This window comes from Lysobacterales bacterium, assembly GCA_016721845.1.
Lineage (GTDB): Bacteria > Pseudomonadota > Gammaproteobacteria > Xanthomonadales > Ahniellaceae > JADKHK01.
In genome coordinates, this window is sequence record JADKHK010000013.1 from 1,158,589 (window position 1) to 1,184,833 (window position 26,245).

At 65.1% G+C, this 26,245-nt stretch carries 24 protein-coding genes; 11 read left to right on the plus strand and 13 right to left on the minus strand.

The genetic code is table 11. The features are described from left to right. Positions 1 to 51 precede the first annotated feature (51 nt). From prpC to IPP28_12640, 4 genes are read right to left on the minus strand one after another with little or no spacing between them, the layout of a single operon-like run. Entirely contained in the window at positions 52 to 1,209 is a 1,158-nt protein-coding gene (gene prpC / locus IPP28_12625; protein MBL0041858.1) for a 2-methylcitrate synthase, read from the minus strand. A 14-nt stretch (positions 1,210 to 1,223) separates the two neighbouring features. After that, positions 1,224 to 2,105 carry a methylisocitrate lyase gene (gene prpB, locus IPP28_12630; protein ID MBL0041859.1) on the minus strand — a complete coding sequence of 294 codons (882 nt, stop codon included), beginning with the start codon at positions 2,103 to 2,105 and terminating at the stop codon, positions 1,224 to 1,226. A 43-nt stretch (positions 2,106 to 2,148) separates the two neighbouring features. Further along, the gene (locus tag IPP28_12635; protein MBL0041860.1) at positions 2,149 to 3,132 is read right to left on the minus strand and encodes a malate dehydrogenase; all 984 of its coding nucleotides are present in this window, start codon (positions 3,130 to 3,132) and stop codon (positions 2,149 to 2,151) included. 44 nt (positions 3,133 to 3,176) lie between these two features. Next, positions 3,177 to 4,376: a pyridoxal phosphate-dependent aminotransferase gene (locus tag IPP28_12640; GenBank protein ID MBL0041861.1), complete on the minus strand. Its 1,200-nt coding sequence runs from the start codon at positions 4,374 to 4,376 to the stop codon at positions 3,177 to 3,179. Between the two features lie 155 nt (positions 4,377 to 4,531). Between IPP28_12640 and IPP28_12645 the strand changes: the two genes are divergently transcribed. From IPP28_12645 to IPP28_12655, 3 genes are read left to right on the plus strand one after another with little or no spacing between them, the layout of a single operon-like run. Further along, positions 4,532 to 5,275: a hypothetical protein gene (locus IPP28_12645; protein ID MBL0041862.1), complete on the plus strand. Its 744-nt coding sequence runs from the start codon at positions 4,532 to 4,534 to the stop codon at positions 5,273 to 5,275. A gap of 14 nt (positions 5,276 to 5,289) precedes the next feature. Continuing rightward, positions 5,290 to 6,468, plus strand: coding sequence for a M48 family metalloprotease (locus IPP28_12650; GenBank protein ID MBL0041863.1), 1,179 nt, complete (start codon positions 5,290 to 5,292; stop codon positions 6,466 to 6,468). Continuing rightward, on the plus strand, positions 6,455 to 7,051 hold the full coding sequence (locus IPP28_12655; protein MBL0041864.1) for a hypothetical protein: 597 nt from the start codon (positions 6,455 to 6,457) through the stop codon (positions 7,049 to 7,051). The genes IPP28_12650 and IPP28_12655 overlap by 14 nt, the downstream gene beginning before the upstream one ends. A 43-nt stretch (positions 7,052 to 7,094) precedes the next feature. On the opposite strand, the gene IPP28_12660 is transcribed toward IPP28_12655, so the two are convergent. Continuing rightward, positions 7,095 to 7,613: a peptidylprolyl isomerase gene (locus IPP28_12660; protein ID MBL0041865.1), complete on the minus strand. Its 519-nt coding sequence runs from the start codon at positions 7,611 to 7,613 to the stop codon at positions 7,095 to 7,097. Positions 7,614 to 7,638: 25 nt separating this feature from the next. After that, complete coding sequence (locus IPP28_12665) at positions 7,639 to 8,298, minus strand: lysoplasmalogenase (protein MBL0041866.1); 660 nt, start codon at positions 8,296 to 8,298, stop codon at positions 7,639 to 7,641. 143 nt (positions 8,299 to 8,441) lie between these two features. Here IPP28_12665 and typA point away from each other — a divergent pair, with 143 nt between their 5' ends. Beyond that, positions 8,442 to 10,292, plus strand: coding sequence for a translational GTPase TypA (typA, locus tag IPP28_12670; GenBank protein MBL0041867.1), 1,851 nt, complete (start codon positions 8,442 to 8,444; stop codon positions 10,290 to 10,292). Positions 10,293 to 10,403: 111 nt separating this feature from the next. Further along, on the plus strand, positions 10,404 to 11,432 hold the full coding sequence (locus tag IPP28_12675; GenBank protein MBL0041868.1) for a DUF3011 domain-containing protein: 1,029 nt from the start codon (positions 10,404 to 10,406) through the stop codon (positions 11,430 to 11,432). 75 nt (positions 11,433 to 11,507) lie between these two features. Here IPP28_12675 and IPP28_12680 read toward each other — a convergent pair whose 3' ends face one another. Continuing rightward, positions 11,508 to 12,410, minus strand: coding sequence for an adenylate/guanylate cyclase domain-containing protein (locus IPP28_12680; GenBank protein ID MBL0041869.1), 903 nt, complete (start codon positions 12,408 to 12,410; stop codon positions 11,508 to 11,510). 197 nt (positions 12,411 to 12,607) lie between these two features. On the opposite strand from IPP28_12680, the gene IPP28_12685 reads away from it, so the two are divergent. From IPP28_12685 to IPP28_12700, 4 genes are read left to right on the plus strand one after another with little or no spacing between them, the layout of a single operon-like run. Next, positions 12,608 to 13,999: a replicative DNA helicase gene (locus IPP28_12685; protein ID MBL0041870.1), complete on the plus strand. Its 1,392-nt coding sequence runs from the start codon at positions 12,608 to 12,610 to the stop codon at positions 13,997 to 13,999. Further along, positions 13,996 to 15,075 carry an alanine racemase gene (gene alr, locus IPP28_12690; GenBank protein ID MBL0041871.1) on the plus strand — a complete coding sequence of 360 codons (1,080 nt, stop codon included), beginning with the start codon at positions 13,996 to 13,998 and terminating at the stop codon, positions 15,073 to 15,075. The genes IPP28_12685 and alr overlap by 4 nt, the downstream gene beginning before the upstream one ends. Positions 15,076 to 15,085: 10 nt before the next feature. Continuing rightward, complete coding sequence (gene radA / locus IPP28_12695) at positions 15,086 to 16,453, plus strand: DNA repair protein RadA (GenBank protein MBL0041872.1); 1,368 nt, start codon at positions 15,086 to 15,088, stop codon at positions 16,451 to 16,453. Beyond that, positions 16,450 to 16,689, plus strand: coding sequence for a hypothetical protein (locus tag IPP28_12700; GenBank protein MBL0041873.1), 240 nt, complete (start codon positions 16,450 to 16,452; stop codon positions 16,687 to 16,689). The genes radA and IPP28_12700 overlap by 4 nt, the downstream gene beginning before the upstream one ends. A 31-nt stretch (positions 16,690 to 16,720) precedes the next feature. Here the strand turns inward: IPP28_12700 and IPP28_12705 are convergent, their stop codons facing one another. Further along, positions 16,721 to 17,212 carry a nuclear transport factor 2 family protein gene (locus tag IPP28_12705; protein MBL0041874.1) on the minus strand — a complete coding sequence of 164 codons (492 nt, stop codon included), beginning with the start codon at positions 17,210 to 17,212 and terminating at the stop codon, positions 16,721 to 16,723. 93 nt (positions 17,213 to 17,305) lie between these two features. On the opposite strand from IPP28_12705, the gene IPP28_12710 reads away from it, so the two are divergent. Continuing rightward, complete coding sequence (locus IPP28_12710; GenBank protein MBL0041875.1) at positions 17,306 to 18,442, plus strand: PQQ-dependent sugar dehydrogenase; 1,137 nt, start codon at positions 17,306 to 17,308, stop codon at positions 18,440 to 18,442. Between the two features lie 32 nt (positions 18,443 to 18,474). After that, a complete protein-coding gene (locus tag IPP28_12715) occupies positions 18,475 to 19,728 on the plus strand; it encodes a hypothetical protein (protein MBL0041876.1) in 1,254 nt (417 codons plus the stop codon). Positions 19,729 to 19,734: 6 nt separating this feature from the next. On the opposite strand, the gene IPP28_12720 is transcribed toward IPP28_12715, so the two are convergent. The 5 genes from IPP28_12720 to IPP28_12740 all read right to left on the minus strand — a co-directional run bounded on the left by IPP28_12720 (position 19,735) and on the right by IPP28_12740 (position 26,154). Next, positions 19,735 to 20,385, minus strand: a complete 651-nt coding sequence (locus tag IPP28_12720; GenBank protein MBL0041877.1) for a response regulator transcription factor — start codon at positions 20,383 to 20,385, stop codon at positions 19,735 to 19,737. Then, positions 20,382 to 21,149 carry a sensor histidine kinase gene (locus tag IPP28_12725; protein ID MBL0041878.1) on the minus strand — a complete coding sequence of 256 codons (768 nt, stop codon included), beginning with the start codon at positions 21,147 to 21,149 and terminating at the stop codon, positions 20,382 to 20,384. Before IPP28_12725 ends, IPP28_12720 begins: the two co-directional genes overlap by 4 nt. Next, a complete protein-coding gene (locus tag IPP28_12730; protein MBL0041879.1) occupies positions 21,146 to 24,382 on the minus strand; it encodes a protein kinase in 3,237 nt (1,078 codons plus the stop codon). Before IPP28_12730 ends, IPP28_12725 begins: the two co-directional genes overlap by 4 nt. Further along, on the minus strand, positions 24,379 to 25,242 hold the full coding sequence (locus IPP28_12735) for an FHA domain-containing protein (GenBank protein ID MBL0041880.1): 864 nt from the start codon (positions 25,240 to 25,242) through the stop codon (positions 24,379 to 24,381). Before IPP28_12735 ends, IPP28_12730 begins: the two co-directional genes overlap by 4 nt. A gap of 66 nt (positions 25,243 to 25,308) precedes the next feature. Next, the gene (locus tag IPP28_12740; GenBank protein ID MBL0041881.1) at positions 25,309 to 26,154 is read right to left on the minus strand and encodes a hypothetical protein; all 846 of its coding nucleotides are present in this window, start codon (positions 26,152 to 26,154) and stop codon (positions 25,309 to 25,311) included. Between the last annotated feature and the right edge of the window lie 91 nt (positions 26,155 to 26,245).

The following is a 26,245-nucleotide window of genomic DNA, read 5'->3' on the forward strand; positions in this document are numbered from 1 at the left end:
GAATGCATGATCGTGCAGGCAGCGACTGCAGCCTGCACGATCGAAACGCCGTCAGCGGCGATCGATGGCGACGTAGTCGCGGTCGTCCGGACCGATGTAGTTCGCGTTCGGACGGATGATCTTGCCGTCGATCCGTTGCTCGATGATGTGTGCGCTCCAACCCGAGGTACGTGCGATCACGAACAGCGGCGTGAACATCGGCGTCGGCACGCCCATCATGTGATACGCGCTGGCGCTGAACCAGTCGAGATTCGGGAACATCTTCTTCAGGTCCATCATCAGCATCTCGATGCGCTCGCTGACCTCGAACAGGCGCGCGTTGCCGCCTTCGGTACACAGGCGCTTCGAGATCGACTTGATGATCGGGTTGCGCGGGTCGCCGATCGTGTAGACCGGATGACCGAAGCCGATGATGATTTCCTTGCGCTCCATGCGCGAACGGATGTCGACTTCGGCTTCGTCGGCCGAGCGGTAGCGCGCGATGATGTCCATCGCCACTTCGTTCGCACCGCCATGCTTCGGGCCGCGCAAGGCGCCGATCGCACCGGTGATCGCGGAGTAGAAATCGGAACCGGTACCGGCGATGACGCGCGAGGTAAAGGTGCTGGCATTGAATTCGTGTTCGGCGTACAGAATGAGCGACTGGTCGAGCGCACGCGCATGCAAGTCGCTGGGCGGTTTGCCGTGCAGCAGATGCAGGAAGTGCGCGGCGATCGAATCGTCGTCGGTCTCGGTGTCGATGCGGCGGCCGTTGTGGCTGAACTGGTACCAGTACAGCAGCATCGATCCGAAGCTCGCCATCAAGCGATCGGCGATGTCGCGCGCCTCGTTGACCGGATGCGATTCCTTTTCCGGCAGCACGGTACCGAGCACCGAGCAGCCGGTGCGCATCACGTCCATCGGATGCGTATTCGCCGGCAACAGCTCCAACGCGTCCTGCACCTGCGGCGGCAGTCCGCGCAGGCGCTTCAGCTTGACCTTGTAGGCCGCCAGTTCCGAACGCGTCGGCAAATGCTCATGCACGAGCAGGTGCGCCACTTCCTCGAAGGTCGCGTGTTCGGCCAGATCGGCGATGTCGTAACCGCGATAGTGCAGATCGTTGCCGGAACGGCCGACCGTGCAGATCGCGGTGTTGCCGGCGGCGACACCGGACAGTGCAACGGACTTCTTGGGCTTGAATGCAGAGGTGCTGGATTCGGATGCAGACATGATCGTGGTTCCCGTTACTTCTTCTTCGCGAACAGCGCGTCGAGCGCGCTTTCGTACTGGTGATAGCCGATGCGGTCGTACAGCTCGTCGCGGGTCTGCATCAAGTCGACGACGGATTTCTGGTGCCCGTCGCGGCGGATCGCGGTGTAGACCGCTTCGGCGGCCTTGTTCATGGCACGGAATGCGGACAGCGGATAGAGCTGGATGGCGACGCCGACTGAAGCCAGTTCGTCGCGCGTGAACAGCGGCGTCTTGCCGAACTCGGTGATGTTGGCGAGCACTGGCACCTTCACCGCATCGACGAAACGCTGATAGGTCGGCAGGTCGTAGGCGGCTTCGGCGAAGATGCCGTCGGCACCCGCTTCGACGCAGCGCTGCGCACGTTCGATCGCGGCATCGACGCCATCCACCGCGATCGCATCGGTGCGGGCGATGAGGAAGAAGTCGGGATCGGTCTTGGCGTCGGCCGCGGCCTTGACCCGATCGACCATTTCGTCGGCGGTGACGATTTCCTTGCCGGGACGATGACCGCAACGCTTGGCACCGACCTGGTCCTCGATGTGGCAAGCGGCCGCACCGGCCTTGATCAACGACTTCACCGTCCGTGCGATGTTGAACGCACTGGGGCCGAAGCCGGTGTCGATATCGACCATCAGCGGCAGATCACAGACATCGGTGATGCGTCGACAATCGATCAGCACGTCGTCCATCGTGTTGATGCCGAGGTCCGGCATGCCGAGCGAACCCGCGGCGACGCCGCCGCCGGACAGATAGATCGCCTTGTACCCTGCCCGCTTCGCGAGCAGCGCATGGTTGGCATTGATCGCACCGATCACCTGGAGCGGTTTTTCGGCAGCAAGTGCAGCGCGGAACTTGGCGCCTGCGGAATTCGTCATCGTCTTCTCCATGGAAGAAGCGGCCCGAAGGCCGCTTCAATGCTTACAGCAAGTGCGCCACGCCGGCGCGCTCTTCTTCGAGCTCGGCCAAGGTCTTGTCCATCATCGAGCGACTGTAATCGTCGACGGCGAGATCCGGGATGCGGGTGTATTCGCCATTGGCGCAGGTCACCGGCACGCCGTACATCACATCCTGCGGGATGCCGTAGCTGCCATCCGACGGAATGCCCATCGTGACCCACTTGCCGTTCGTGCCCAATACCCAGTCACGGACGTGGTCGATCGCGGCATTCGCGGCCGAGGCTGCGGACGAGAGTCCACGCGCTTCGATGATCGCAGCGCCACGCTTGCCGACCTTCGGGATAAAGGTGTCGCGATTCCAGCTCTCGTCGTTGATGAGGTCTTTCAGCGACTTGCCACCCGCGGTCGCGAAACGGTAGTCGGGATACATCGTCGGCGAGTGGTTGCCCCACACAATCAGCTTCTCGATATCGGCGACCGCGACATTGGCCTTCGCGGCGAGCTGGCTCAGCGCCCGGTTGTGGTCGAGGCGCAGCATCGCGGTGAAATTCTTCTTCGCCAGGTCCGGCGCCGACTTCATCGCGATGTAGGCATTGGTGTTGGCCGGATTGCCGACCACCAGCACCTTGATGTCGCGGCTCGCGGTCTCGTTCATTGCGCGGCCCTGCTCGGTGAAGATCTTGGCGTTCTCGAGCAGCAGGTCCTTGCGCTCCATGCCCGGTCCGCGCGGGCGCGCGCCGACCAGCAGGGCGACATCGGCGTCCTTGAAGGCTTCCTTCGGATCGGCGGTACCGACCATGCCGGCCAGCAGCGGGAAGGCGCAGTCTTCCAGTTCCATCATGCAGCCCTTCAACGCTGCCTGGGCCTTCTCCATCGGCAGCTCCAGCATCTGCAGGATCACCGGCTGGTCACGGCCGAGCATTTCGCCCGAGGCGATGCGATACAGCAGCGAATAACCGATCTGGCCGGCAGCACCGGTGACGGCAACACGGACGGGCTTCTTCATGGCATCAATTCCTGAAAACAGTCGAGGGGAAGGAGGTGGGCAACTCAGGCCATTTCAGCAAAGAAATCCTGGATGCGCTTCAGACCATCGGGCAATTGAGCCGTCGGGCAGGTGTAACTGATTCGGATCGCGCGCGGTTCGCCGAAGGCCGAACCCGGCACGCAGGCTACGCCCTTGGCATCGAGCAGCGCGTTGCAGAGATCGACATCGTTGTCGATGCGCTTGCCGTTGTGCGTCTTGCCGAAGGCGCAGGAAATGTCCGGGAACACGTAGAAAGCGCCCTGCGGCTTCGGGCAGTTCACGCCAGGGATTGCAGCCAGCGCCGCCATCACCTGATCGCGCTTGCCCTGGAATTCGCGGCATTTGGTTTCCGGCACATCCTGCGGACCGGAGAACGCCGCGATGGCAGCGGCATTGACCACTTCCGGCAGGTTCGTGATCGCGTTCGAATTCAGGTTCACCAGGGCCTGCGCCGCCGCGGACGGCGCCGCGACCATGCCGACACGCCAGCCCGGCATGCCGTAGGTCTTCGAGACCGAATCGAGCAGGAGGGTGCGGTCGCGCAACTCCGGTCGCGCCTTGACCAGATGGGCATAACCGAGACCGTCAAAGATCATGCGGTTGTAGATGTCGTCCGAAATGATCCAGGTGTCCGGCGCATCGACCAGCACATCGGCCAGCGCACGTACCTCGGCGTGGTCGTAGACCATCCCGGTCGGATTCGACGGATTGTTGAACAGGATGGCCTTGGGCTTCGACTTCAACGCCTCGCGCAACTGGTCCGGCGTGAGCTTGTAGTTCTGTTCGGGGCCGCAATACAGCAGGGTCGATTTCGCGCCGAGGATGTCGGCGATGTCGACGTAACTGGTCCAGTACGGGGTCGGGATCAGGATTTCGTCGCCCTCATCCAGCAGCGCATACATGACGTTGTACAGGACATGCTTGGCGCCGACGCCGGAAACGATGTTGCTGCGCTCGTATCCATCGAGACCGCCGGCGCGCAGATGCTTCAGGAAGGCATCCAGCAAGGCATCGGGGCCGCGGTTCGAGCCGTAGCTGCCGGAGTCCTTTGCGAGCGCTTCACGCGCAGCGGCATACACATGCTCGCCCGGCAGGAAATTCGGAACGCCGATCGAGAAACTGATGATGTCGCGTCCTTCAGCCTTGAGCTTCTTGGCCTTCTCGGCCACCACCATGATGGCACTGGGTTTCGCTCGACCCATGCGTTCGGCTAGCTTCAACATCGGTGTCCCCGCTGATGGTAGAAATCGAGACCCGCGCGCGGGCAGGCAACCGCAGAAGTCTAGCATGCCGCGATGCAGCACTTACCCCGGAAGAAAGTCACTTGCGAGATGCGCGGCGGCGCGCAAAATCGAACCCTGACCCAGCGGAGTCCCCCATGAACCCTGCTCCACCGACTGCATCTCGACTGCTCCGTTTTCTATTGATCCTGGCAGTCGCCCTGACCCTCGCTGCCTGCAAATCCAGCCATGTCCGTACGACCAAGGATTTCAAGGACACCTTCAAGCTCGGCGGCAAGACCATCGTCATGGTCGAACCCTCGATCCAGCTCTACGAAATGCAGGCCAGCGGCATGCTTGAACCCAAGGCCGACTGGACACGCAAGGCTCGGGAATATTTCCCGGCCGCGGTGAACGAATTCCTGACGAAGCAGAACGCCAAGCTCGCGCCGGACTACTACCCGGATGCCAACATGCCGTCCGACCACCGCATTCGTCAGGTGCTGGCCCTGAATACGGCGGTGATGGGCACGATCTTCCAGCACAGCTATCTGCACGTACCGCTGCCGACGCGCGGAACCAAACGGCGCAAGCCGCTCACTTGGACCGTCGGTCCGGGCGTGCAGGAAATCCGCAAACTGACCGGCGCCGACTACATGCTGACGCTGCAGATCTCGGACTCCTACTCGAGCAAGGGTCGTGTCGCCATGATGGTGCTGGGTCTGGCGCTGCAAGTCGCCATCCTCCAGGGCGGCACGCAGGGGGGTATCGCCACGCTCGTGGACTTGAACACCGGTGAAGTGGTCTGGTTCAGCGTGATGATCGACCAGATGGGCGACATGCGCGATCGGGAAGGCGCCACCGAGACCGCCCGCCGCCTGCTCAAGGGACTGCCGCTATGACACCGAAACCCAGAATGCTCGCACTGGCTGCGGGTGTGGCCCTGATGCTGGGCTGCGCGACACAGGCGCCGTTGCGCGAAATGACGCCGGGTGAACGCCCGTCCGAAGAAACCGACGAGGCCGGCCTCTGGTCGGCACTGGACCAGGCCGAACTGTCGTTGCAGCGCTCGCCGCTGTTGATCCGTGACCCGGCACTGAACGCCTACGTCAAGAAGCTGGTCTGCGACCTCGCCGGCGAGTACTGCAAGGACATTCGCGTCTACATCATCCGCCGCCCCTACTTCAACGCCAGCATGGCGCCGAACGGCGTCATGCAGGTCTGGACCGGCGCCCTGCTGCGTTCCGAAAACGAGGCCCAGATCGGGTTCGTGCTGGGCCATGAAATCGGCCACTTCCTGCATCAGCACTCGATCAAGCAGTGGCGTCGCACCAAGGACATCATGAATGCGCTCAGCCTGCTGCAGCTGGTAGCGGCGCGCACCGGCACCCAGGACGCCTACGACATCTTCGACGTGTCGCAATTCGTCGCGCTCGCCTCGCTCTACAAGTACGGGCGCGATGCCGAGCGCGAGTCCGACACCGAGGGCTTCGAACGCGCGGTCAAGCTCGGATATCGTGCCGACCAGGGTTCGGCGCTCTGGCAAGGATTGCTGGCCGAAGACAACGCCCGCGATCGCACCAAGCCCTCCGGCATCTTCGCGACGCATCCCGCCACCGAAGAGCGCATGACCACGTTGCGCGAGGCCGCCGAAGCCTTCGCGAGCGCGGGATCACGCACCGGCGAGGAATCGTTCCGGGCAGCCACCGAACCCTTCTTCGCCAGCTGGCTCGAAGACGAGATGGGGCGCCGACACTATCCGCAGACCATCGTGCTGCTGGACCGGCTGCAGGAACGCGCCGCCGGCGTCCACCTGGCCTGGGTCGAGTACTACCGCGGCGAATTGTTCCGCAAGCGCCGTGCCGGCGGCGATGACAAGCGCGCCATCGATGCCTACCGTGCCGCGATGCGGGTGCCGGGCTATCCGGCCATCGCGCACCGCGACCTTGGCTACATGTACCGCACCATCCAGATGCCGGCACAGGCGGCCACGGAATGGCAGGAATATCTGAGACAGCAACCCGACGCCGCCGATCGGGCGACCGTCGAACACTATATTGCCGAAGCGAACGGAGCCGCTCATGCGAATCGTTGATCGTTGGATCGTCCGTACCCTGATGATCGCGATGCTGGCGGTGCTCGCGGCCTGCAGCGGGCCACCCGGACTGATCAAGCCGGACAAACCGACTCGGGTCGCGCGCATCATGAAGACGACCTCACCGATCGAGTGGGCCCGCTATCGCTTCTTCAATGGCGAACTGTGGACCATCGACGGCACGGCGCTCAACCGCATCCTGTACGTCGTCAATATCCGCGACCGATACCACGTGTTCGGTGCCGGCATGGCGACCAAGCGCCGTCCGGATGGGGCCTTCTATCGCACCGGCATGGACGCCGGGGAAATCGAGGCCGTGCTGCGTGACGCCATCACCGGTCTCGGCGTGTCCAATATCAAGACCGCCAATCTTCGCCCGGTGCAGGTCGGCGAATTCACGGCCTTCCGGTTCGACGTCAGCTTCGATGTCAGCAATGGCCTGCACTATCTCGGCAACATGACCTTTTTCGAGCGCCGCAAGAAGCTGAATCTGATCTGGTATTCCGCGCCGGCCGAGTACTACCACCCGCGCGACTCGAAGGCGGTCGATCAGCTGCTCGCCAATCTGGAAATCCGCAAGTGACGGAACCGACCGGGACGCGCTGGCGTCCCGGTCGGGTTCGAATTCAACGCTGGTCGAGGATCGCGTTCCACGCATCCAGCTGTGCGCGCACCTTGTCGAACAGGGCGCTGTAATCGCCCTCAATGGTGATCGACGTGATCGTGTCGCCCTGACGAACCGCGTCGACCAGGGTCTGGTCGGCAGCGCCGACCACCTTGCCGAACACGGTGTGCTTGCCATCCAGCCACGGCGTCGCGATGTGGGTAATGAAGAACTGGCTGCCATTCGTGCCCTTGCCGCCGAACGAGCCGGCGTTGGCCATCGACAGCACGCCCTTGTCGTGACGCAACGACGGCACGATCTCGTCGTCGAACTTGTACCCCGGACCGCCGCGACCGCTGCCTTCCGGGCAGCCGCCCTGGATCATGAAGTCCGGGATCACGCGATGGAAGCTCAGTCCGTCGTAATACTTGCGGCGCGCGAGATTGACGAAATTCGCGACCGTGATCGGCGCCTGGTCCGCGAACAGGTCCAGATGGATGGTGCCGCGGGCGAGGTTGATGTGGGCTTTGAGATTGGACATGAATCGCTCCTGGTTCGGGCGCGCATCATAACCGCGCCGTCGGCCGCACACGATGCAGGACCACCGACGCGGCAATGCCCCACTGTCCGGCCCAGTACAGCAGGATATTGATGTAGCGCAGCGCCGGGTCGGGCGCGACGAAGCGGTTCCAGGCCAGAACCATGTCGCTGGCCACGAACAGGAGTGCGCCGACCAGCGCCCATCGTCCGGCACGATCCAGTCGGGCCAAACTTCCCGCGCGCCACAACATCGCGCCGATCACCGTCGCATAGACCAACACCGGCACACGCATCGGCCCCAGGTTGCCGCGGGTGTCCAGCAGATACAGGAAACCGGCCACCGCCGACGCGGCAACCAGCAACCATGACGGTGCGGCGGCGCGCGAACGGTTCAGATAACCAGCCACATAGGCCAGGTGCGCCAGCAGGAAGGCGACCAGTCCGGCGACGAACTGGTCGGTCGGCAAGGCCAGCACCGCGTCGCCGAGCAGGGACAACCCCAGACCCAGCGCGATCCAGAACCGGTAACGACCGGGCGCGGCCGTGGCGCGCAGCCAATCGATCGCCAGCAGCACCGGCGCCAGCTTCAACGCCAACATCACGCGCCAGTCGAGCCCGGTCGCGAAGCCGATGCAGAACGCGGCAGCGGCCAGCGCAGCGAGGGGAAAACGGAGATTCTGGTTCATCAGCCGATCATGCCTGAACGAACCGTTCGGATTCGAACAGGAATGTCACCGACGCTCGGCTATACTCCGCCGCCTTTCGGCGCCTTGCGCCTCCCGATTCCCCTTCCCAACCACCGGCACCCCGCGTCCGGAACGGATTACCGATGTCCATCGAAAAGCTGCGCAACATTGCCATCGTCGCCCACGTCGACCACGGCAAGACCACCCTCGTCGACTGCCTGCTGCGCCAGTCTGGCACGCTCAGCGATCGCCAGATCGTGCCCGACCGAGTGATGGATTCGAACGACATCGAGAAGGAACGCGGCATCACCATCCTCGCGAAGAACACCGCGATCCGCTGGACCGACAAGCGCGATGGCACCGAATACCGTATCAACATCGTCGACACCCCGGGCCATGCCGACTTCGGCGGCGAAGTCGAACGTGTGCTGTCGATGGTCGACTCGGTGCTGATCCTGGTCGACGCCTTCGACGGCCCGATGCCGCAGACCCGCTTCGTGACCCAGAAGGCCTTCGCGATGGGCTTCAAGCCGATCGTCGTGGTCAACAAGGTCGACCGCCCGGGCGCGCGCCCGGACTACGTGCTCAATGCCACCTTCGACCTGTTCGACCGCCTCGGCGCGACCGACGAGCAGCTCGACTTCACGACGGTCTACGCCTCGGCCCTGAACGGCTACGCCGGCATGAGCCCGGACGTGCGCGAAGGCAACATGGATCCGCTGTTCGAAGCCATCATCAAGCACGTGGAAGCGCCGAAGGTCGATGCCGAAGGCCCGTTCCAGATGCGCATCAGCCAGCTCGACTACAACAACTACGTCGGCCTGATCGGCATCGGTCGCGTGCAGCGCGGCAAGATCAAGACGAACACCCCGGTCAGCGTCATCGATCGCCACGGCGTCAAGCGCAATGGTCGCGTGCTGCAGGTGCTCGGCTTCATGGGCCTGGAGCGCCGCGAAGTGCCGGAAGCGGAAGCCGGCGACATCATCGCGATCAACGGCATCGAAAACCTCGGCATCTCCGACACCGTCTGCGCGCTCGACACGCCGGAAGCCTTGCCGGCCCTGACCGTCGACGAACCGACCATCAGCATGACCTTCCAGGTCAACAACTCGCCGTTTGCCGGCAGCAAGGAGCATTCGGGCGGCAAGTTCCTGACCAGCCGCCAGTTGCGCGATCGCCTCAATCGCGAGCTGATGCACAACGTCGCGCTGCGCGTCGAAGACACCGACGAGGCCGAGAAATTCAAGGTCTCCGGCCGCGGCGAACTGCACTTGTCGATCCTGATCGAGAACATGCGTCGCGAAGGCTACGAACTGGCCGTGTCGCGTCCGGAAGTGATCATCAAGCAGATCGACGGCCAGTGGATGGAGCCGTTCGAGAATCTGGTCTGCGACCTCGAAGAACAATTCCAGGGCGGCGTGATGCAGCGCCTCGGCGAGCGCAAGGCCCAGCTGAAGAACATGGAACCCGATGGTCGCGGTCGTGTGCGCCTCGAGTACCTGATTCCCGCACGCGGCCTGATCGGCTTCCAGACCGAATTCCGCACGATCACGGCGGGCACCGGCCTGCTGTTCCACGTGTTCGAGCACTATGGCCCGCGCGCCGAGGGTTCGATCGGCAAGCGCCAGAACGGCGTGATGATCTCGAATGGCCAGGGCCCGTCGCCGGCCTATGCGCAGTTCGCGATGCAGGAACGCGGACGCCTGTTCGTCGAGCCGAACCAGGAAATCTATGAAGGCCAGATCGTCGGCATCCACGCCAAGGACAATGACCTGACGGTCAACGCCCTGCGTGCGAAGCAGCTCACGAACTTCCGTGCTTCGGGCAAGGACGACGCGCTGGCGCTGACGCCGCCGGTGAAATTCTCGCTGGAGCAGGCGCTGGAATTCATCGAGGATGACGAACTCGTCGAAGTGACGCCGAACGCGATCCGGCTGCGCAAGAAGGCGCTGACCGAAAACGACCGCAAGCGCGCCTCGCGCCAGGCCGCCTGAACCCGTTCAGCGCGGGCTCCGATACCGGAACCCGCGCTGAGTCACGCAACATCCGCGATTGCCGCCACGGCGGCCAGGTCGCACAATCGACTCTCGTCCAAGGGAGAAGCGATGATGCGATACACCATGCTGCGGCTGGCAGGTCTGTTCGGTGCGGGTGCATTCGCACTCTTCGATGCCACGCCCGTGACCGCGCAGGCGGTCGTATCCAAGCACACGGCCTACGGGTTGATCGTTTGCGAATCGCGCGGCCGTGAAAGTTTCTGTCCGGCCGAAACCCGCTACGGCGTCACCTTGACGCGTGAATTGTCCCGCGGCAGCTGCATCGAGGGTCGCACCTGGGGCACGCGTCGCGACGGCATCTGGGTCAGTGGTGGCTGTGCAGCCGAGTTCGAGATCGGTTCCGAGGCACGCCATTCCGGCGGTGCCTATGACCCCGGCTACGGCAACGAAAATGACGGCGTCGACAGCATCCGCTGCGAGTCCTACAACAACCGTTACCAGCAGTGTGCGGTGGACACCCGGGGTGGCGTCGAACTGATTCAGCAGCACAGTCGCGGCGCCTGCATCGCCGGCCAGACCTGGGGCTATGAACATGGCTACATCTGGGTCGATCGAGGCTGTCGCGCCGAATTCGAGCTGGGTGGACGCGGCTACGGCCCGCCCGGCTACGGTCAGCCAGGCTATGGCGATTCAGATTGGGGCATTACCGGCGACGAATTCCTGATTCGCTGCGAATCGGTCGACGAGCGCCAGGCCTTTTGTCCGTTTGATGTCGGCCGAGCGAACGTCACCCTTGAACGCCAGCTCAGCCGCGGCAGCTGCACGCTGGGTCGCAGCTGGAACTTCAATCCGCGCGGGATCTACGTCTCCGGCGGCTGCCGCGGCGAGTTCCGCGTCGACCGCGAATTCCGTCCCGCCCCGGGATATGGCGGCCAGCCCGGATATGGCGGCTACAACGTGATCCGCTGCGAGTCGTACGAGCAGCGCCGCAATACCTGCCCGGCCGATATCCGGCGCGGCGTGCGACTCGACCGCCAGCTCAGCAAGGGCGCGTGCCGTGAAGGCTACAGCTGGGGCTGGGACCGCCGAGGCGTGTGGGTCGACAAGGGCTGCCGCGCCGATTTCGTGATCGACTGAGCGCGACCATTCACCCACGACAAAACGCCGGCATGACGCCGGCGTTTTGCTATCGCGAGGACACCGGGGCCACGGTCAGGGCGAGCACTGGTAATACAGGACGTATTCGGCATTGATCGCACCGGCCTGTCCCAGGCTGATGGTGCCGGACTTGCGCAGATGGATCTCGTCGCGATGCAGGCGCAATTCCTCGTCCTCGCCGAGGCGGACGAAGGTCCCGTTCGTGCTGCGGTCGCCGATCATGAAATAGCCGCGCTTGAACTCGATCGAAGCGTGGTTGCGCGACACCCATTCGGCGTCGATGACCAGGCTGGAATTGGGATCACGGCCGAGGGTGAACGGCTGCGATGCGGCACTCAGCTCCATCATCCGGCCCTTGAAGCGCAGCGTCAGCTTGGCGCCACCCGAACCGGGGATGTCGTCGAGGCGGATCGCCCGCTGCACCGTCGTCACGTTCGACAGGTCTTCCTGCCAGATCACGTCGACGATTTCGATCGGCTCCATCTTGCCGGACACCCGGACGGCGCCCAGTTGTCGCGTCTTGACGCTGCCGACATTGGTCAGGCCGCGAATGCTGCTCGCCGTGGTCACGATCTGCTCGCGCTTCGCGGTCGAGGCCATGCGCGCGGCGGTGTTGACCGCGTCGCCGTAGACGTCGTCGGCCTCGACCAGGGTATCCCCGTGGTGCAAGCCGATGCGGATCCCGACGTTGTCCTTGACGAAGATGGCGTCGTGGGACACGCGTTTTTGCATGTCCACTGCCGCAAGGATGCCGTTCAGCGCCCCGGGGAACGTGCACATGATCTCGTCGCCGATGGTCTTGATGACTTTGCCGCCGTGATTGCCGGCAATGCCGGTCAGGGCTTCAAGGACGCGCGCGATGATCGTGCGGGCCTCGACGTCGCCACGCAGCTCGAACAGCTTGGTCGAGCCGCTGACGTCGGCAAACAGGATGGTGAGGGCGCGGGTCTCGGACATGACCGGGTGATGATAGGCGAAGTCCGCCGATGCGACTACCGGTACGACCGGAATGTCGTGCGCGTCACGATCGGTTGCGGAACCGCGCCGCGGCGTCTCGTGTCCCGAGATGTCCAGAAGCTATCCACAGGGTTGTCTGCAACGCCTGCCACCCTCCCGGGACTACCATGACTGCCCTGCCGAACCTGCGAAACCCCATGGCCGCCCGCCCCGAACCCCTGTCCGCCGCCAAGAAAGTCGATCCGCTGCGCGTGCCACCGAACTCGATCGAAGCCGAACAGGCCGTGCTCGGTGGCCTGATGTTGTCCAGCGAAGCCTGGGACAAGGTCGCCGACCGCATCAACGAGGGCGATTTCTATCGCCGCGATCATGCCCTGATTTTCCGCGCCATCGGCGAACTGTCGAACAAGTCGATGCCGGCCGACGCGGTGACGCTCGGTGAATGGTTCGAAGCGCAGGGCATCGCCGAACTGGTCGGCGGTTCGCGCTACATCCTCGAACTCGCGAACACCACGCCCTCCGCCGCGAACATCGCCGCTTATGCCGACATCGTGCGCGAGAAATCGGTATTGCGGCAGCTGATCGACGCCGGCACCGAGATCGCCGGCGACGCCTTCGTACCGGAAGGCCGATCCAGTCAGGAACTGCTGGAAACCGCCGAGCAGAAGGTCTTCCACATCGCCGAAGCCGGCGCACGCGGGCGCAAGGGCTTCGTCACCATGGGCGCTGCGGTGAAGGACGCCTTCGCCCAGTTGCAGCACCGTTACGAGAATCGCGGCGCGGTGACCGGCCTCGCCACCGGCTTGCGCGATTTCGACGAAATGACGGCCGGCTTGCAGCCTTCCGACCTGATCATCCTCGCCGCGCGCCCGTCGATGGGCAAGACAGCGCTGGCCCTGAACATGGCCGAATACGCGGCGATCAAGGGCAAGAAGGCGGTGGCGGTGTTCTCGATGGAAATGTCGGCCTCGCAGCTGGCCTTCCGTTTGATTTCCTCGCTCGGCCGGATCAATCAGCAACACCTGCGCACCGGAGAGCTCGAGGACGCCGACTGGCCGCGAGTCACTTCGGCGATCCAGCTGCTGAAGGACGCCAAGATCTTCATCGACGATACCCCGGCGCTGTCGCCCGGCGACCTGCGCGCCCGCGCGCGGCGCCTGAAGCGCGAGCACGACCTCGGCCTGATCGTGATCGATTACCTGCAGCTGATGGCGGTACCGGGCACGCGCGAGAACCGGGCGACCGAAATTTCAGAGATCTCGCGCAGCCTGAAGGCGCTGGCCAAGGAACTCAACGTGCCGGTGATCGCGCTGTCGCAGCTCAATCGTTCGCTCGAACAACGCACCGACAAGCGCCCGGTGATGGCCGACCTGCGCGAATCGGGCGCGATCGAGCAGGACGCCGACGTGATCGTGTTCATTTATCGCGACGACTATTACAACAAGGAATCGCCCGACAAGGGCCTCGCCGAGATCATCATCGGCAAGCAACGCAACGGTCCGACCGGCAGCGTGAAACTGACCTTCATGGGCCAGTACACCAAGTTCGAGAACCACGCTTCGGCCGGCTTTGCCGGGAGCTTCGAGTGAGTCGATCGGCGTTCGCGACAATCCATCTCGGGGCGTTGCGACACAATCTTGCACGCGTCCGTGCGTTGGCACCGAACAGCCGCGTGATGGCCGTGATCAAGGCTGACGGCTACGGGCACGGCCTGGAGCGCGTCGCCCGCGCCTTGTCCGGCGCCGACGCCTTCGGTGTCGCTGCGATCGCCGACGGCCAACGTCTGCGCGCAGCCGGCATCGGCCATCGCATCGTCGTGCTGTCGGGCATCGATGAAGCCGGCGACCTGCTGGAGGTGCGCCGACTCGATCTCGACATCGTCGTTCATCATGCGCATCAACTCGCCTTGATTGCTGCCGACCCCGACCCGCGTCCGCTGCGGATCTGGCTCAAGCTCGACACCGGCATGCATCGCCTCGGTTTCGATCCCGTGCTCGCCGATGCGCTGCTCGCACGCCTGCAGGCCTTGCCCAACGTGCACGAGGACATCGTGCTGATGAGTCATTTCGCGCGTTCGGATGAACCTGCGGAAACGACGACTGCGCAGCAACTCGCGCGGTTCGCGGCCGCGAGCGCGGCGGCGCTGCCCCATTCGATCGCGAATTCCGCGGCTATCGTGCACTTCCCCGACGCCCGCCAGGACTGGGTACGCGCCGGCGGTGCCTTGTATGGCCTCAGCGTCGAGCACGAGCGCTGCGGCAACGACGACGGTTTCCGCCCGGCCATGAGCCTGTCCAGCAAGCTCGTCGCGATCAATCGCGTCGCCAAGGGCGAACGCGTCGGTTACGGCGGCCTGTACGAATGCCCCGACGACATGGCGATCGGCGTCGTCGCGATCGGGTATGGCGACGGCTATCCGCGCAGCGCAGCGACCGGCACGCCGGTCCTGTTGAACGGCCGGGCCGCGCCGATCATCGGCCGGGTTTCGATGGACCTGATGATGATCGACCTGCGCGACCATGCCGATGCAGCCATCAACGACCGCGTCCTGCTGTGGGGACCGGACTTGCCAGTCGAACGCGTCGCCGCCAGCGCCGGCACGATCAGCTACGAACTCACTTGCGGCATCACCCGCCGCGTCATGTTTCTCGAAGACGACAGCTGAGGGTCAACGCATGGCCAAGGCCAAGACCGCCTATGTCTGCAATGACTGCGGCGCCGAATATTCGAAATGGCAGGGGCAATGCACCGAGTGCAATGCCTGGAACACGCTGAGCGAGGTGCGCCTGGCCTCGGCGAAAGCCGCGAAGAGCGAGCCGCGCGGTGGCTATGCCGGTGGTGGCAATGCTCTGGTCACGGCCCTTGCCAAGGTGTCGGAGTCGGAAGAACACCGCACCCTGATCGGCATCGGCGAACTCGACCGCGTACTCGGTGGCGGGCTGGTGCGCGGCTCGGTGGTGCTGATCGGCGGCGATCCCGGTATCGGCAAGTCGACCCTGGTGTTGCAGGCGCTGGCCGCGCTCGCCGGTCGCTCGAAGACGCTGTATGTGACCGGCGAGGAAAGCCTGGGTCAGGTCGCCGCACGTGCGCGCCGACTCGGCCTGTCGCTGGATGCGATCGACGCGCTGGCCGACACCGGCATCGAACGCATCCTCGATACCGCGATCGCGCAGAAGCCCGATTTCCTGGTGATCGATTCGATCCAGACCATGTACTCCGATCAGATCGAATCGGCGCCAGGCTCGGTATCGCAAGTGCGCGAATCGGCGGCGCGGCTGGTGCGGTACGCGAAGGAAGTCGGCTGCGCCGTGTTCCTGATCGGCCACGTCACCAAGGAGGGCGGCATCGCCGGTCCGCGCGTGCTCGAACACATGGTCGATGCGGTGCTGTATTTCGAAGGCGAGGCCGGCAGCCGCTTCCGGGTCTTGCGCGCGTTCAAGAACCGCTTCGGCGCGGTCAATGAACTCGGCGTGTTCGCGATGGGCGACAAAGGGCTGCGCGAGGTCCCGAATCCGTCCGCGATCTTCCTGTCGAACCACGAACAACCGACCCCGGGCAGCGCGATCATGGTCACCCGCGAAGGCACACGGCCCTTGCTGGTCGAGGTGCAGGCGCTGGTCGACCAGTCGCCGCTGGCCAATCCGCGTCGCGTCGCGCTCGGTCTGGAACAGAATCGGCTGGCGATGCTGCTCGCGGTGCTGCACAAGCACGGCGGCTTCGCGCTGTATGACCAGGACGTGTTCGTGAACGTCGTCGGCGGCATTCGCGTGCAAGAAACCGCGGCCGATCTGCCGGTGTTGCTGGCGGCGTTGTCGAGCTTCCGCAATCGCCCCCTCGGCCATCGCCTCGCTGCCTTCGGCGAAGTCGGCCTCGCCGGCGAAATCCGTCCGGTCCCGAACGGCGAGGAACGCATCCGCGAAGCCGCCTCGCACGGCTTCGAACGGATCGTCGTGCCGAAGGCCAACGCGCCGAAGAAAGCGCCCGGCGGCATCCAGATCATCGCCGTCGAACGCCTCGCCGAAGCCATCGCGGTGCTGGATTGAAACTGCAACTGATCTACACCGACACCGATGTCCTGCTGTCGAAGCGGGCCAACGCGACCTGGCGCGAATTCCAGGAGGCGTATCCGACCTTCAAGACCTCACTCGGCCCATGGGACGCGGACGAGGTCGTTGCTTTTCTCGCCGAGGAATACGCGAATCTGGAGCCATCGGCCCAGGTGCAAGTCGCCGAGTTTCTTGCATCACCCAGCGAATCGGTGCGCGTTCGTTGCGCCTGAACCGATCCGTTCACGCCATCGAGCGATTCGCTCAGCCCTTGGCGCGGAACTTCGCCAGGTTCGCTGCGGCCTGCGTCCGTACCTTGTTGCGCAGGAAGGGCGACCAGCCGAGCAGCAGGCCGGGCGTGCCGAGGGCCTGTCTGGACCAGCGCCAGAAGTCGAAACGGTCGCGGTGGCGGGTGATCAGGCCGTTCTTGTCGAAGGCGAATTCGGCTTCGATGATGTTGTGCACCAGACGACCGGTGGCACTAAAACGGTAGTGCGCTTCCCAGTGCGCGACGCCGACTTCGTCATCGCAGTCGATGCTGCTGAATTCCAGCTTCCAGTCCGCCCTGCCCTTGTCCTTGACGGCCGTGCAAAGCATGCGCCACATCGCACCGATCTCCTCGCGGCCGCGCAGCGAGAACGCCTCGTCATCAAACACCGCAGCGGGCGCGTAGGCCGCCTGCATGGTGTCGGCATCGAGTGCGCGAAAGGCTTCGTAGAATCTGTTGATGCGGTCGTTCTGCGGAAACTCGCTCATGGTCACCTCGCGTCGATGGCGACGAGCATGACGAAGCGCCGGGGGCGGAGCAACCGTTCGCGACTATGCTTCGATGGTCGCCACGGAGGACGCATGCGCCACGCCATCAGCACCCTGATCGTCCTGTGCGGAATCGCCGCCGTGCCGGTGCGCGGCGAGGTCATTCAAAGCGAACGCGGCCCGATCGAGATGACGACGATCGCCACCGGCCTGAACAGCCCCTGGGCCGTCGCCTTCCTGCCGGACGGGCGCTATCTGGTGACCGAACGCGCCGGCAGCATGCACATCATCGAGCGCGACGGCCGGATCGGCGCAGCGCTTGCAGGCGTGCCGCCGGTCTACGTCCACGGCCAGGGCGGCCTGCTCGATGTCGTGCTCGATCCCGATTTCGCCGCCAACCGCACGCTGTACTTCTCGTATGCCGAACCCGGCGACGAGGGCGCACACACGGCCATCGCCAGCGCACGCCTCGAACCCGGCACCCTGGCGAACGTGCGCGTGTTGTTCCGGCAGACGCCGGGCTACGACGGCGGCGCACATTTCGGATCGCGCATCGTCATCGGCCGGGATGGCTTCCTTTACGCCACCATCGGCGAACGCGGCGATCATCGCGATCGCGCGCAACAGCTCGACAAGACCTACGGCAAGATCATCCGCATCGGTCGCGATGGCCACATTCCGAAGGACAACCCGTTTGTCGGCCGCGAAGGCGCACGCCCGGAGGTCTGGAGCTTCGGGCATCGCAATCCGCAGGGACTGGCACTCCACCCGTCCACCGGCGAATTGTTCGAGCACGAGCACGGCCCGAAGGGCGGCGACGAGGTCAACATCATCCGCAAGGGTGCCAACTACGGGTGGCCGGTGGTCACGTTCGGTCGCGAGTATCACGGGCCGAAGATTGGCGAGGGCACCGCGAAAGCCGGCATGGAAGCGCCGCTGCACTATTGGGACCCGTCGATCGCGCCAAGCGGCATGGCCTTCCTGTCGAGCGACGCTGCGGGACCTTGGCAGGGCGACCTCTTTGTCGGCGCCCTGAAGTTCACGCTCGTCGCGCGGCTGGAACTGAAGGACGGCAAGGTCGTGCATGAGGAACGCCTGCTGGCCGACCAGCACGACCGCGTCCGCGACGTGCGCGAAGGCCCGGACGGTGCGTTGTACGTGCTGACCGAGAGTCGCGGGCGATTGTTGCGACTGATGCCGATTGGGGGAAATCCCCCAGCGTCGGATTGACAGTGCAGGCCATGCGGCGGACTAATGCGCGCATGAAGACGCATCCTGCCCGGACTGGACTCCTGCCGTTGGCGATGGCCGCGCTCGCCCTATGCGGCACTGTACTCAGCGCGGAGTTGCAGACCCTGCTCCCCGAGGACGGCATCGGTGAAAGCGACGATGGCTTTGGCTATTCGATCGCCGCCGACAACGGCTGGGTGGTGATCGGCGCACCCGGCGAGAACGACAGCCGTGGCGATGTCTACATCTACGCCTGTGCGATCGCATCATGCACGCTCGTCGATGAACTCAACGTCCCCGCACTACCCGCGGGCGCCAGGTTCGGCAGTGCCGTCGCGGTGTCCGGTGACACTGTCGCGGTGTCTGCGCCGGGAAACGGCATCGGCGAAGCCTTCGTCTTCGAGCGTGTCGCCGGGCAATGGCAAATGCAGGAGGTGCCCGGCCAGGTCTTCGGCAGCGGCGGTCGTTTCGGCGCTTCGCTGGCGCTGTCCGGTGACACGCTGGTCATGGGCGCCGACGATCAGGATGGTCGACGTGGCGTCGCCTATGTCTGGCGAAAGATCGGCGCCACCTGGGAACCGGAGCAGACCCTGCGCCCGTCCGGTCGCAATGTCGGCGACCGCTTCGGATCGTCCGTCGCAGTCAGTGGCGACACGCTGCTGGTCGCGGCGCCCTATGCGCCGGCTGGCGTCGCGGCACCGGGTTATGCGGCGGGTGAGGCCCATGTGTTCACACGCGTGGGCAGCGTCTGGACGCGATCACAGGTCCTGCGTGCGCTGTCCCCTGCGACGGCCGCGCGCTTCGGTTTCGCGCTGGCGTTGAATGGAGACTCGGCCGTCATCGGTGCGCCGGGCGCGTCGGCTGGCGCCGGGCGCGCCTATCATTTCGAACGCCAACTCGGAGTCTTCGGTTTGCGATCGGAGTGGACACCCATCGATGCCCAGCCTGACGACGCCTTCGGCTGGTCGGTGGCATTGCGCGACGACCGTCTGTTGGTCGCAGCGCCCTTTGCGGGACTCGCGCTCGACGCCTGCGGACGCATCGAGCAATACCAGCGTGAAGGCGGCTTCTTTGCATCGCGCGGTCCGTTGCGATTGCCAAATGCCTCGCCGGACGGGCTCTTCGGCTGGTCGCTGGCGCTCGGCGCAACCGGCGAATTCGCGAGCACGCCCGCAACGATCGGGCGGGCCGGCCTCGGCCATTTTTTCAACGCCAGCGAGTCGGTGTTCGACGATGCCTTCGACATCGTGCTCGGCCCCTGCTTTGCACCCGAGCCAGCACCGTGATCCGCCTCAGTCCATCAAGCGATGGCGCACGGCGTAGCGGATCAGCTCGGCGACATTCTTCGCATCGAGTTTCTCCATCGCCCGGGTGCGATGGTTTTCGGCGGTTTTCACGGCGATGTCGAGCCGACGCGCGATCTCTTTCGTGGTCAGACCTTCGATGACGAGATGAAACACCTCGCGTTCGCGATCGGTCAGGTCGCGATACGGATCTTCCAGTCGCGACTGCGGTTGCTGGACCTGCTGAGCCATGACCCGCGCCGCATGGGTGCCGAAATAACCGCGCCCCCGGGCGATGGCGCGGACCGCGCTGAGCAATTCAGTTCCCGCGCTGTCCTTGAGCAGGTAACCCGCGGCGCCGGCACGAATGAGATGCAGCACGTATTCCTCTTCGGTGTGCATGGTCAGCACCAGCACGCGCGCTTCCGGCAACTGCTGACCAAGTCGACGTACCACCTCGATCCCATTGAGCTTCGGCATGGAGATGTCGGTGACGACCACCTGGGGACGCAGCTTCAGGGCCAGTTCGATCGCCTCGATGCCATCGGCAGCCTGGCCGACGACCTGGATGTCCGGCGCAGTGGCCAGCAGGGACGCCAGACCCTCGCGCAGGATGGTGTGGTCGTCGCAGAGCAGAACGCGGATCGGCGTCGTCATCATGGCTTCCCGGAATCTTCCAGCGTCAAGGGCACGCGCAAGCGCAGCTGTGTGCCCTCGCCCGGCGCCGAAATCCATTTCAGCTGAGCACCGAACATCTCGGCCCGCTCGCGCAGTCCGGCCACGCCACTGCTGCGCGAGGCACTCGCACTCGATCGTGCGGCATCCGGATCGAAGCCGACGCCATCGTCGACCAGCATCATCTGCAGCCATGCGCCACTGCAGCGCAGGCGCAACCACACCTGCGATGCACGCGCGTGGCGGACGATGTTCGCGAATCCTTCCTGAGCGATGCGGAACACCAGGGTCGCGACCTCGCTGTCGACGGCTTCCGGCAAGGGATCGCAATCGCACTCCACTTCCACCGTGAATCCGCCGGCATCGCCACTGCTGCGCGCCAGCCAGTTGAGTGCCGCCACCAGACCCAGATCATCCAGGATCTGTGGCCGCAGCAAGCGCGACAACGACCGAGTGTCCTCCAGCGTGTCACTGCACAACTGCAGCGCAGCAGCGATCTCGTCCTGATCGGTCGACCGAGTGGCCAGCGCCTGCAGCCGATGCTTCAAGGCCGTCAGATTCTGGCCGATGCCATCGTGCAATTCACGCGCGAACCGGCGGCGCTCGTCCTCCTGGACGCGCAACACCGAGCGCGCCAGCCCGCGGAAGTGGCGCTCGTTCGCCGCGATGCGCTCGAACAGCCGCCGCTGCTCGACCCGCAGCAACTCGACTTCCGACCGCAAGGCAGGTTGATCTTCTCGCTCGCTCATGGGGCCGGCTCCCGGGTGGCATCGAGCCACTTCGACGTCGCATCGCGGGAGGCGATCGGTGTCTGCGACTGCAATGCCGTCGCGGCCAGTGCTGCTGCGGTACCGGCCTCTTTCGCCAACACCCCGTCGCGTTGCCGGAGCGCGACGAGTGCGGCCGAATGCAAGTGCCAGGCGCGGCCATACTGCGGCCAGCGCGCCAACTCGCTGCGGGCTTCGCGATAGCGCGCCGCGGCCTGATCCGGAGCAATGCGCAGCTCTGCTTCCAGCAGGCGCAAGCGCAAGGGCACGCTGGCATACCGGGCCAGATGCTCGCGCGCATCGGCCAAGGTCCGCGCAGCGCGCCGGGGATCGCCCTGGGTGAATTCGGCTTCCGCCAGCAGGATGCGTCCACTCAGCGACTGCGCAAGGCTGCGCGACGCATCGGCCAACGCGATTGCGTGAGCAGCGGCCTGCGTCGCACGTGTGCCATCGGACTGCAACAGCGCCAGTTCGGCATCGCGTTGGGCGCGTTGCGCGCGCTGCTCGCGGCTGGCGATCGCGTCTTCGGGCAGGGTCGCCAGCAGCGCCGCCGCCGCGGCCGCGTCGCCGACTTCGAGCAGACTCTGGATCGCGACCAGCACCGATTCGATGCGTCCACGCTGATCATCGAGCGCGACAAACAGATCGCGGGCCTGCAACGCCGATGCATGGGCGTCCGCGAAGTGACCTTCGATGCGATCCAGTTCGGCGCGCGACACCAGCGCGACCGCACGCTCTTCGGCCATCTGCAACTCTTCGGCGCGATGCAGACTGGCGTCCAGCGAACGCCGCGCCGCGACCACATCGCCCTGAGCAATCTCGGCCAGCGCCAGACTTTGCTGCGCACGCACCGCGCCGGACGCATCGTCGATCGCGGCATAGACCTGATCGGCCTGACGCCAGTACACGAGCGCGTTGTCGAACTCGCCCACCTGGTAATAGGCGAAGCCGACATTGATCAGGCTTTCCCCGATCAGGCGCTGGTCGCCCTGGGTCTGGCGAAACCCGAGCGCTTCGCGGAAGGCATCGAGGGCAACCCGGAAATCGCCGCGTTCTTCGGCCAGAACGCCGGCATCGTTGACGACATCAGCCATCGCTGCGGCATCCCCCAAGGGTTCCAACAACGCTCGCGCCTGCACGAGTTGGGCATCGGCGTCATCGTGACGACCGAGATAGGCATAGGCCACGGCCAGGTTGCGCCGACTGACTGCTTCGCCGCGCGCATCGCCAAGGGCGTGCCGGGCCCGGATCGCGGCCTCGTATTCCTCGGCGGCCTCGCTCATCTGGCCGAGATTGCGGTAACCGACGCCGAATGCATTAGCGATCTCGGCGCGCCAGCGGGCGTCGTCAAATCGTTTCGCCAACACCAGCGCGCGCACCAGATAATCATCGACGGCCGATTTCGCATCGCCTTGCATGATCGCGAACTTGCCGAGCAGGAACCAGGCTTCGACGCTGCGCTCGTCTTCCTCAACCAGCGCCCTCAAATCGGTGACGGCTTGTTCGAATTCGCCGCGTTCCGCACGCGCACGCGCCAGCACGATGCGTGCGGGGTGATCCTGCGGCAACACCGAGACCAATGGTGCGAGGATTTGAACGGCCGTGTCTGCATCGCCGACCAGAAGCGATGCATAGGCCTTCAGGCGTTGCCAACGCGGCGACGACGCCGGGCCATGGGCATCGAGCAATTCGCGTGCGCGACTTCGCGCATCGAGCGAGCGCGCACGCGCCTCCAATCCGGACAGCTCTCGCCAGGCCAGCGCGGCATCACGCCCCTCGCCGACCGCGTCAGCCGGCAGCGCCACGCCGAATCGGGACTGGACCTGTGCCACGAATGCGGCGATCGCGGCATCGGCGCCGGCGGCATCGAAGGCAGGCGACACCATCACCCAGGTCGGTTCGGCGGCATCACCACGCTGCGCCGTCACCCGCAGGCGCATGCCCTCGGCCGCTACGACCAGCTCGCCTCGAAGCACGGTCGTCGCGCGCAATTCTCCGGCGACACGATCGAGATGCTCGCCGGCATTGGCGGCATCGAACCCGAGTGCCGCCAGTGCATGGGCCACGCGTTCCGGATCGGCGCTGGTCGGCGTGGCTTGCGCCTGCAGCGCATCGACCAGGGTCACGGTCGCCGTCTGCGCCATTTCCCGGGTCGCCGCATCGGCGGCAGTGAACGGCAACACGACGATGTCGAGTGATGGCGGTGCGGCGACTTGTAGCGTGGCCGGCACCGGATCGCGCTGCAGATACCAGGCACCGGCGATGAGCGCGATGACCGTCGCCGCAACTATCAGCAGTCGCGTACGAGGCCAGCCGATGCGCTCTCCCGGCGCTGGCGCGACCCTGGCCTGCTCGATCACTGCGGCGATCTCGGCACTGTCGGCAAAGCGCTGTGCGGCACGCCGGCGCAACAGTCGATCACAGAGCGTGACCACCCACAGCGGCAGGTCCGGCCGCTCGATCGCGAGCGAGGGCGCGTCATTGAGCACGCGCTGGGTCAGCATTTCCGCGGCGGTGCCGCCCGCGAACGGCAATTGACCGGTGAGCATCTCGCGCAGGATCAGACCCAGTGCGTATTGATCGCTGCGACCGTCGAGCTCATCGGCCCGTGCCTGCTCCGGCGACAGGTAATCGGGTGTACCGACCACCATGCCGGTGCCGGTCATCCGAGTCGCGCCGGCCGCACGCGCGACACCAAAATCGCTGATGTAGGCGTTGCCCTGCTCGTCCAGCAATACATTGGCCGGCTTGAGGTCGCGATGCACGACGCCACGCGCCTGCGCGGCCGCCAGCCCGAGTGCCAGCTGCCTCGCGATCCGCAAGGCCTCGTCCAGCGGCAGCGGCGTGCCCTCGTCGATGCGGGCTTCCAGCGAGCGCCCGGCGATGAAATCCATGCTGATCATCCAGGTCTCGCCGTGCTGCACGAGATCATGGATGCGCACCACGTGCGGGCTCGACACTTGCCGCGCCAGCAGCAACTCCTGACGAAACCGTGCGAAGGCATCGGGGCGACGCGCCAGCTCCGGTCGCAATACCTTCAAGGCGACGCGCACATCGAGCTGCTCGTCGACCGCCTCATACACGAGACCCATCGCACCCATGCCGAGCAGGCGCTCGATGCGATAGCGATCGGCGATGCGGGTCTGCGGCGGAAGGTCGCTGGCCGCAAACTGCCCGGTCAGGGTGGCCGCCAGCGGTGCGGTCGGCTCGCTCATGGCGCGTCGCCCTGATCACGCAAGCGTGCGCCGAGGGCATCCACCCGCGCATCGAGCGCCTGGGCGGCCAGCCACGAAGCGATGTCGTCGGCGAACGCGCCCAACAATTCGGCGTCCAGCGCATCGAACACGCGCGCACCCTCGTCGGTATCGGCATACAACAGCCCAAGCAAGTCGCCGCCATCGAGCAGAGGCAGACAAGCCGCCGCACGCACGCCACCGGCGACGATACTGGCACGGCCCTTCAACCAGGCTGCATCCGGCAGATTCGACACGAACAGCGCGCGTCGTTCCTGCACGCAACGTTGCAACACGCCCGAACTGCCATCGAAGTCCGCCGCATCGACCGGCGCGTCGTCTGCATCATGACGGGCGAGCACGCCGAAAGCGTGGCGCCCGTTCCCGCCCAACACGAAACCGCGCCGACATTCCGCCAGTTCCACGAATGCGGCCAGGCTGCGTTTCAGATGTTCGGAGTCGCGCGGGTCCGCGGCGAGCAGCGCGCGCATCGTCTGCGATGCGGTACGACGCCGATCGACGCTGCTCGCACGGGACTCGGCGAGTTGGGGCGATACCAGCTCGAACTGCGCGTAGACATCGCCGATCGCGAACCAGCGCCCCGAGTCGAGCTCGACCCGCTGGACGCGCTGTCCATCCAGCCGCAGTCCGTTCTTCGAACCCAGGTCGACGATCGCCCAGGCGCCATCCGGGTCACGCTGGAACTGCGCATGCCGGCGCGAAATCGATGCATGCGCGATGCAGATCTCACAACCGGGATCGCGCCCGACCACGTCGTCGAGGGCGAGCGCGCGGGTCAACGCGGGTGCATCGGGGACATGGAAGGTGACGAAGGGCAGCACGCAACGAGTGTAGCCAGAGCATTCGTGCGTCGGCGAGATGCCGGAAGGTCCAGGATGCGCTGAGGATCAGGGGTTGGCGAGGCGGTCGAGCAGGAAGTCCAGCGGCTCGAGCAGCGAGACGATTTCACCTTCGTCATTTTCGACGTCACCGGTCGCGTGCCATTCGTTGTCGAGTTCGTCGCCCGCGAACAGCCCGCAATCGCCCCGCATGTCGTCGACGTGATCGAGTGCTGCGGCATAGTTGCCCGCAGCAAAAGCGGCGCGACTGAGCGCCAGGGTGTCTTCCAGCACGCGTCTCGCGACCGGGTCGATGTCGGGATCGTCGAGGCGGACCGTCAGCGCGTCGTAGGCCAGGTCGGCATCGGCCACCAGGTCCGGCGCGGTATCGCGCACCATCACGAAATCCGAAAACCCGCCGGAACTGCCGCGTGCTCGGACACTCCCGGCGACGACCGATTGGGTGATATTGCGGAACGAGGCCAGCACCGGTGCCTTGTAGAGCCGGAACGGCGAATTCGCGTTGAACACCAGATTTTCGGTGCGCAGCTCGACTCGTACTTCGTTGCGAAAGGTCAGGCCGCAGGCAGCCGGGGGACTGACCGAGATCAGCACCGGAAAATCCGGGTCGATGATCAGTCCGGCTTGCGGCATGCGCGCTTCGATCGCGGCGCGTGCGCCCGCGTCGAGATAGCTCGCACTCAGCCCCAGGCAAGCCTCGCTGAGATTGGTCGGTGAATTGAAGTTGAGCTTGAAATCGGCGGTGTAGGTCGGGCTGCCGCCGGGTGCGGACACGGTGATGACGGCATCGGCTTCGTCGCCCACGATGGTCAGCACGACACTGGCGTGTGCGGAGTTCGCGGCCAGCACCAGCAGGGCAGACGCGATGGGATGGATGAGTGCGCGCGACGTCATGGCGGTGACCTTAGGCCAAGCGCCGCGACGCGTCGAGTGATCTCGGCCCGGCTGGGTGGGATTGAACGGCTGGCTGGGGGATTTCCCGCAG

Bases quoted from the DNA above. Each gene is read 5' to 3' on its own strand.
- IPP28_12725 (MBL0041878.1), bottom strand. From the start codon at position 21,149: ATGAGCGAGCGAGAAGATCAACCTGCCTTGCGGTCGGAAGTCGAGTTG.
- IPP28_12730 (MBL0041879.1), bottom strand. From the start codon at position 24,382: ATGAGCGAGCCGACCGCACCGCTGGCGGCCACCCTGACCGGGCAGTTT.
- IPP28_12665 (MBL0041866.1), bottom strand. From the start codon at position 8,298: ATGAACCAGAATCTCCGTTTTCCCCTCGCTGCGCTGGCCGCTGCCGCG.
- IPP28_12650 (MBL0041863.1), top strand. From the start codon at position 5,290: ATGCTCGCACTGGCTGCGGGTGTGGCCCTGATGCTGGGCTGCGCGACA.
- IPP28_12645 (MBL0041862.1), top strand. From the start codon at position 4,532: ATGAACCCTGCTCCACCGACTGCATCTCGACTGCTCCGTTTTCTATTG.
- typA (MBL0041867.1), top strand. From the start codon at position 8,442: ATGTCCATCGAAAAGCTGCGCAACATTGCCATCGTCGCCCACGTCGAC.
- radA (MBL0041872.1), top strand. From the start codon at position 15,086: ATGGCCAAGGCCAAGACCGCCTATGTCTGCAATGACTGCGGCGCCGAA.
- IPP28_12720 (MBL0041877.1), bottom strand. From the start codon at position 20,385: ATGATGACGACGCCGATCCGCGTTCTGCTCTGCGACGACCACACCATC.
- IPP28_12685 (MBL0041870.1), top strand. From the start codon at position 12,608: ATGGCCGCCCGCCCCGAACCCCTGTCCGCCGCCAAGAAAGTCGATCCG.
- IPP28_12680 (MBL0041869.1), bottom strand. From the start codon at position 12,410: ATGTCCGAGACCCGCGCCCTCACCATCCTGTTTGCCGACGTCAGCGGC.
- prpB (MBL0041859.1), bottom strand. From the start codon at position 2,105: ATGACGAATTCCGCAGGCGCCAAGTTCCGCGCTGCACTTGCTGCCGAA.
- IPP28_12655 (MBL0041864.1), top strand. From the start codon at position 6,455: ATGCGAATCGTTGATCGTTGGATCGTCCGTACCCTGATGATCGCGATG.
- IPP28_12740 (MBL0041881.1), bottom strand. From the start codon at position 26,154: ATGACGTCGCGCGCACTCATCCATCCCATCGCGTCTGCCCTGCTGGTG.
- IPP28_12640 (MBL0041861.1), bottom strand. From the start codon at position 4,376: ATGTTGAAGCTAGCCGAACGCATGGGTCGAGCGAAACCCAGTGCCATC.
- IPP28_12715 (MBL0041876.1), top strand. From the start codon at position 18,475: ATGAAGACGCATCCTGCCCGGACTGGACTCCTGCCGTTGGCGATGGCC.
- IPP28_12675 (MBL0041868.1), top strand. From the start codon at position 10,404: ATGATGCGATACACCATGCTGCGGCTGGCAGGTCTGTTCGGTGCGGGT.
- IPP28_12705 (MBL0041874.1), bottom strand. From the start codon at position 17,212: ATGAGCGAGTTTCCGCAGAACGACCGCATCAACAGATTCTACGAAGCC.
- IPP28_12660 (MBL0041865.1), bottom strand. From the start codon at position 7,613: ATGTCCAATCTCAAAGCCCACATCAACCTCGCCCGCGGCACCATCCAT.
- prpC (MBL0041858.1), bottom strand. From the start codon at position 1,209: ATGTCTGCATCCGAATCCAGCACCTCTGCATTCAAGCCCAAGAAGTCC.
- IPP28_12710 (MBL0041875.1), top strand. From the start codon at position 17,306: ATGCGCCACGCCATCAGCACCCTGATCGTCCTGTGCGGAATCGCCGCC.
- IPP28_12635 (MBL0041860.1), bottom strand. From the start codon at position 3,132: ATGAAGAAGCCCGTCCGTGTTGCCGTCACCGGTGCTGCCGGCCAGATC.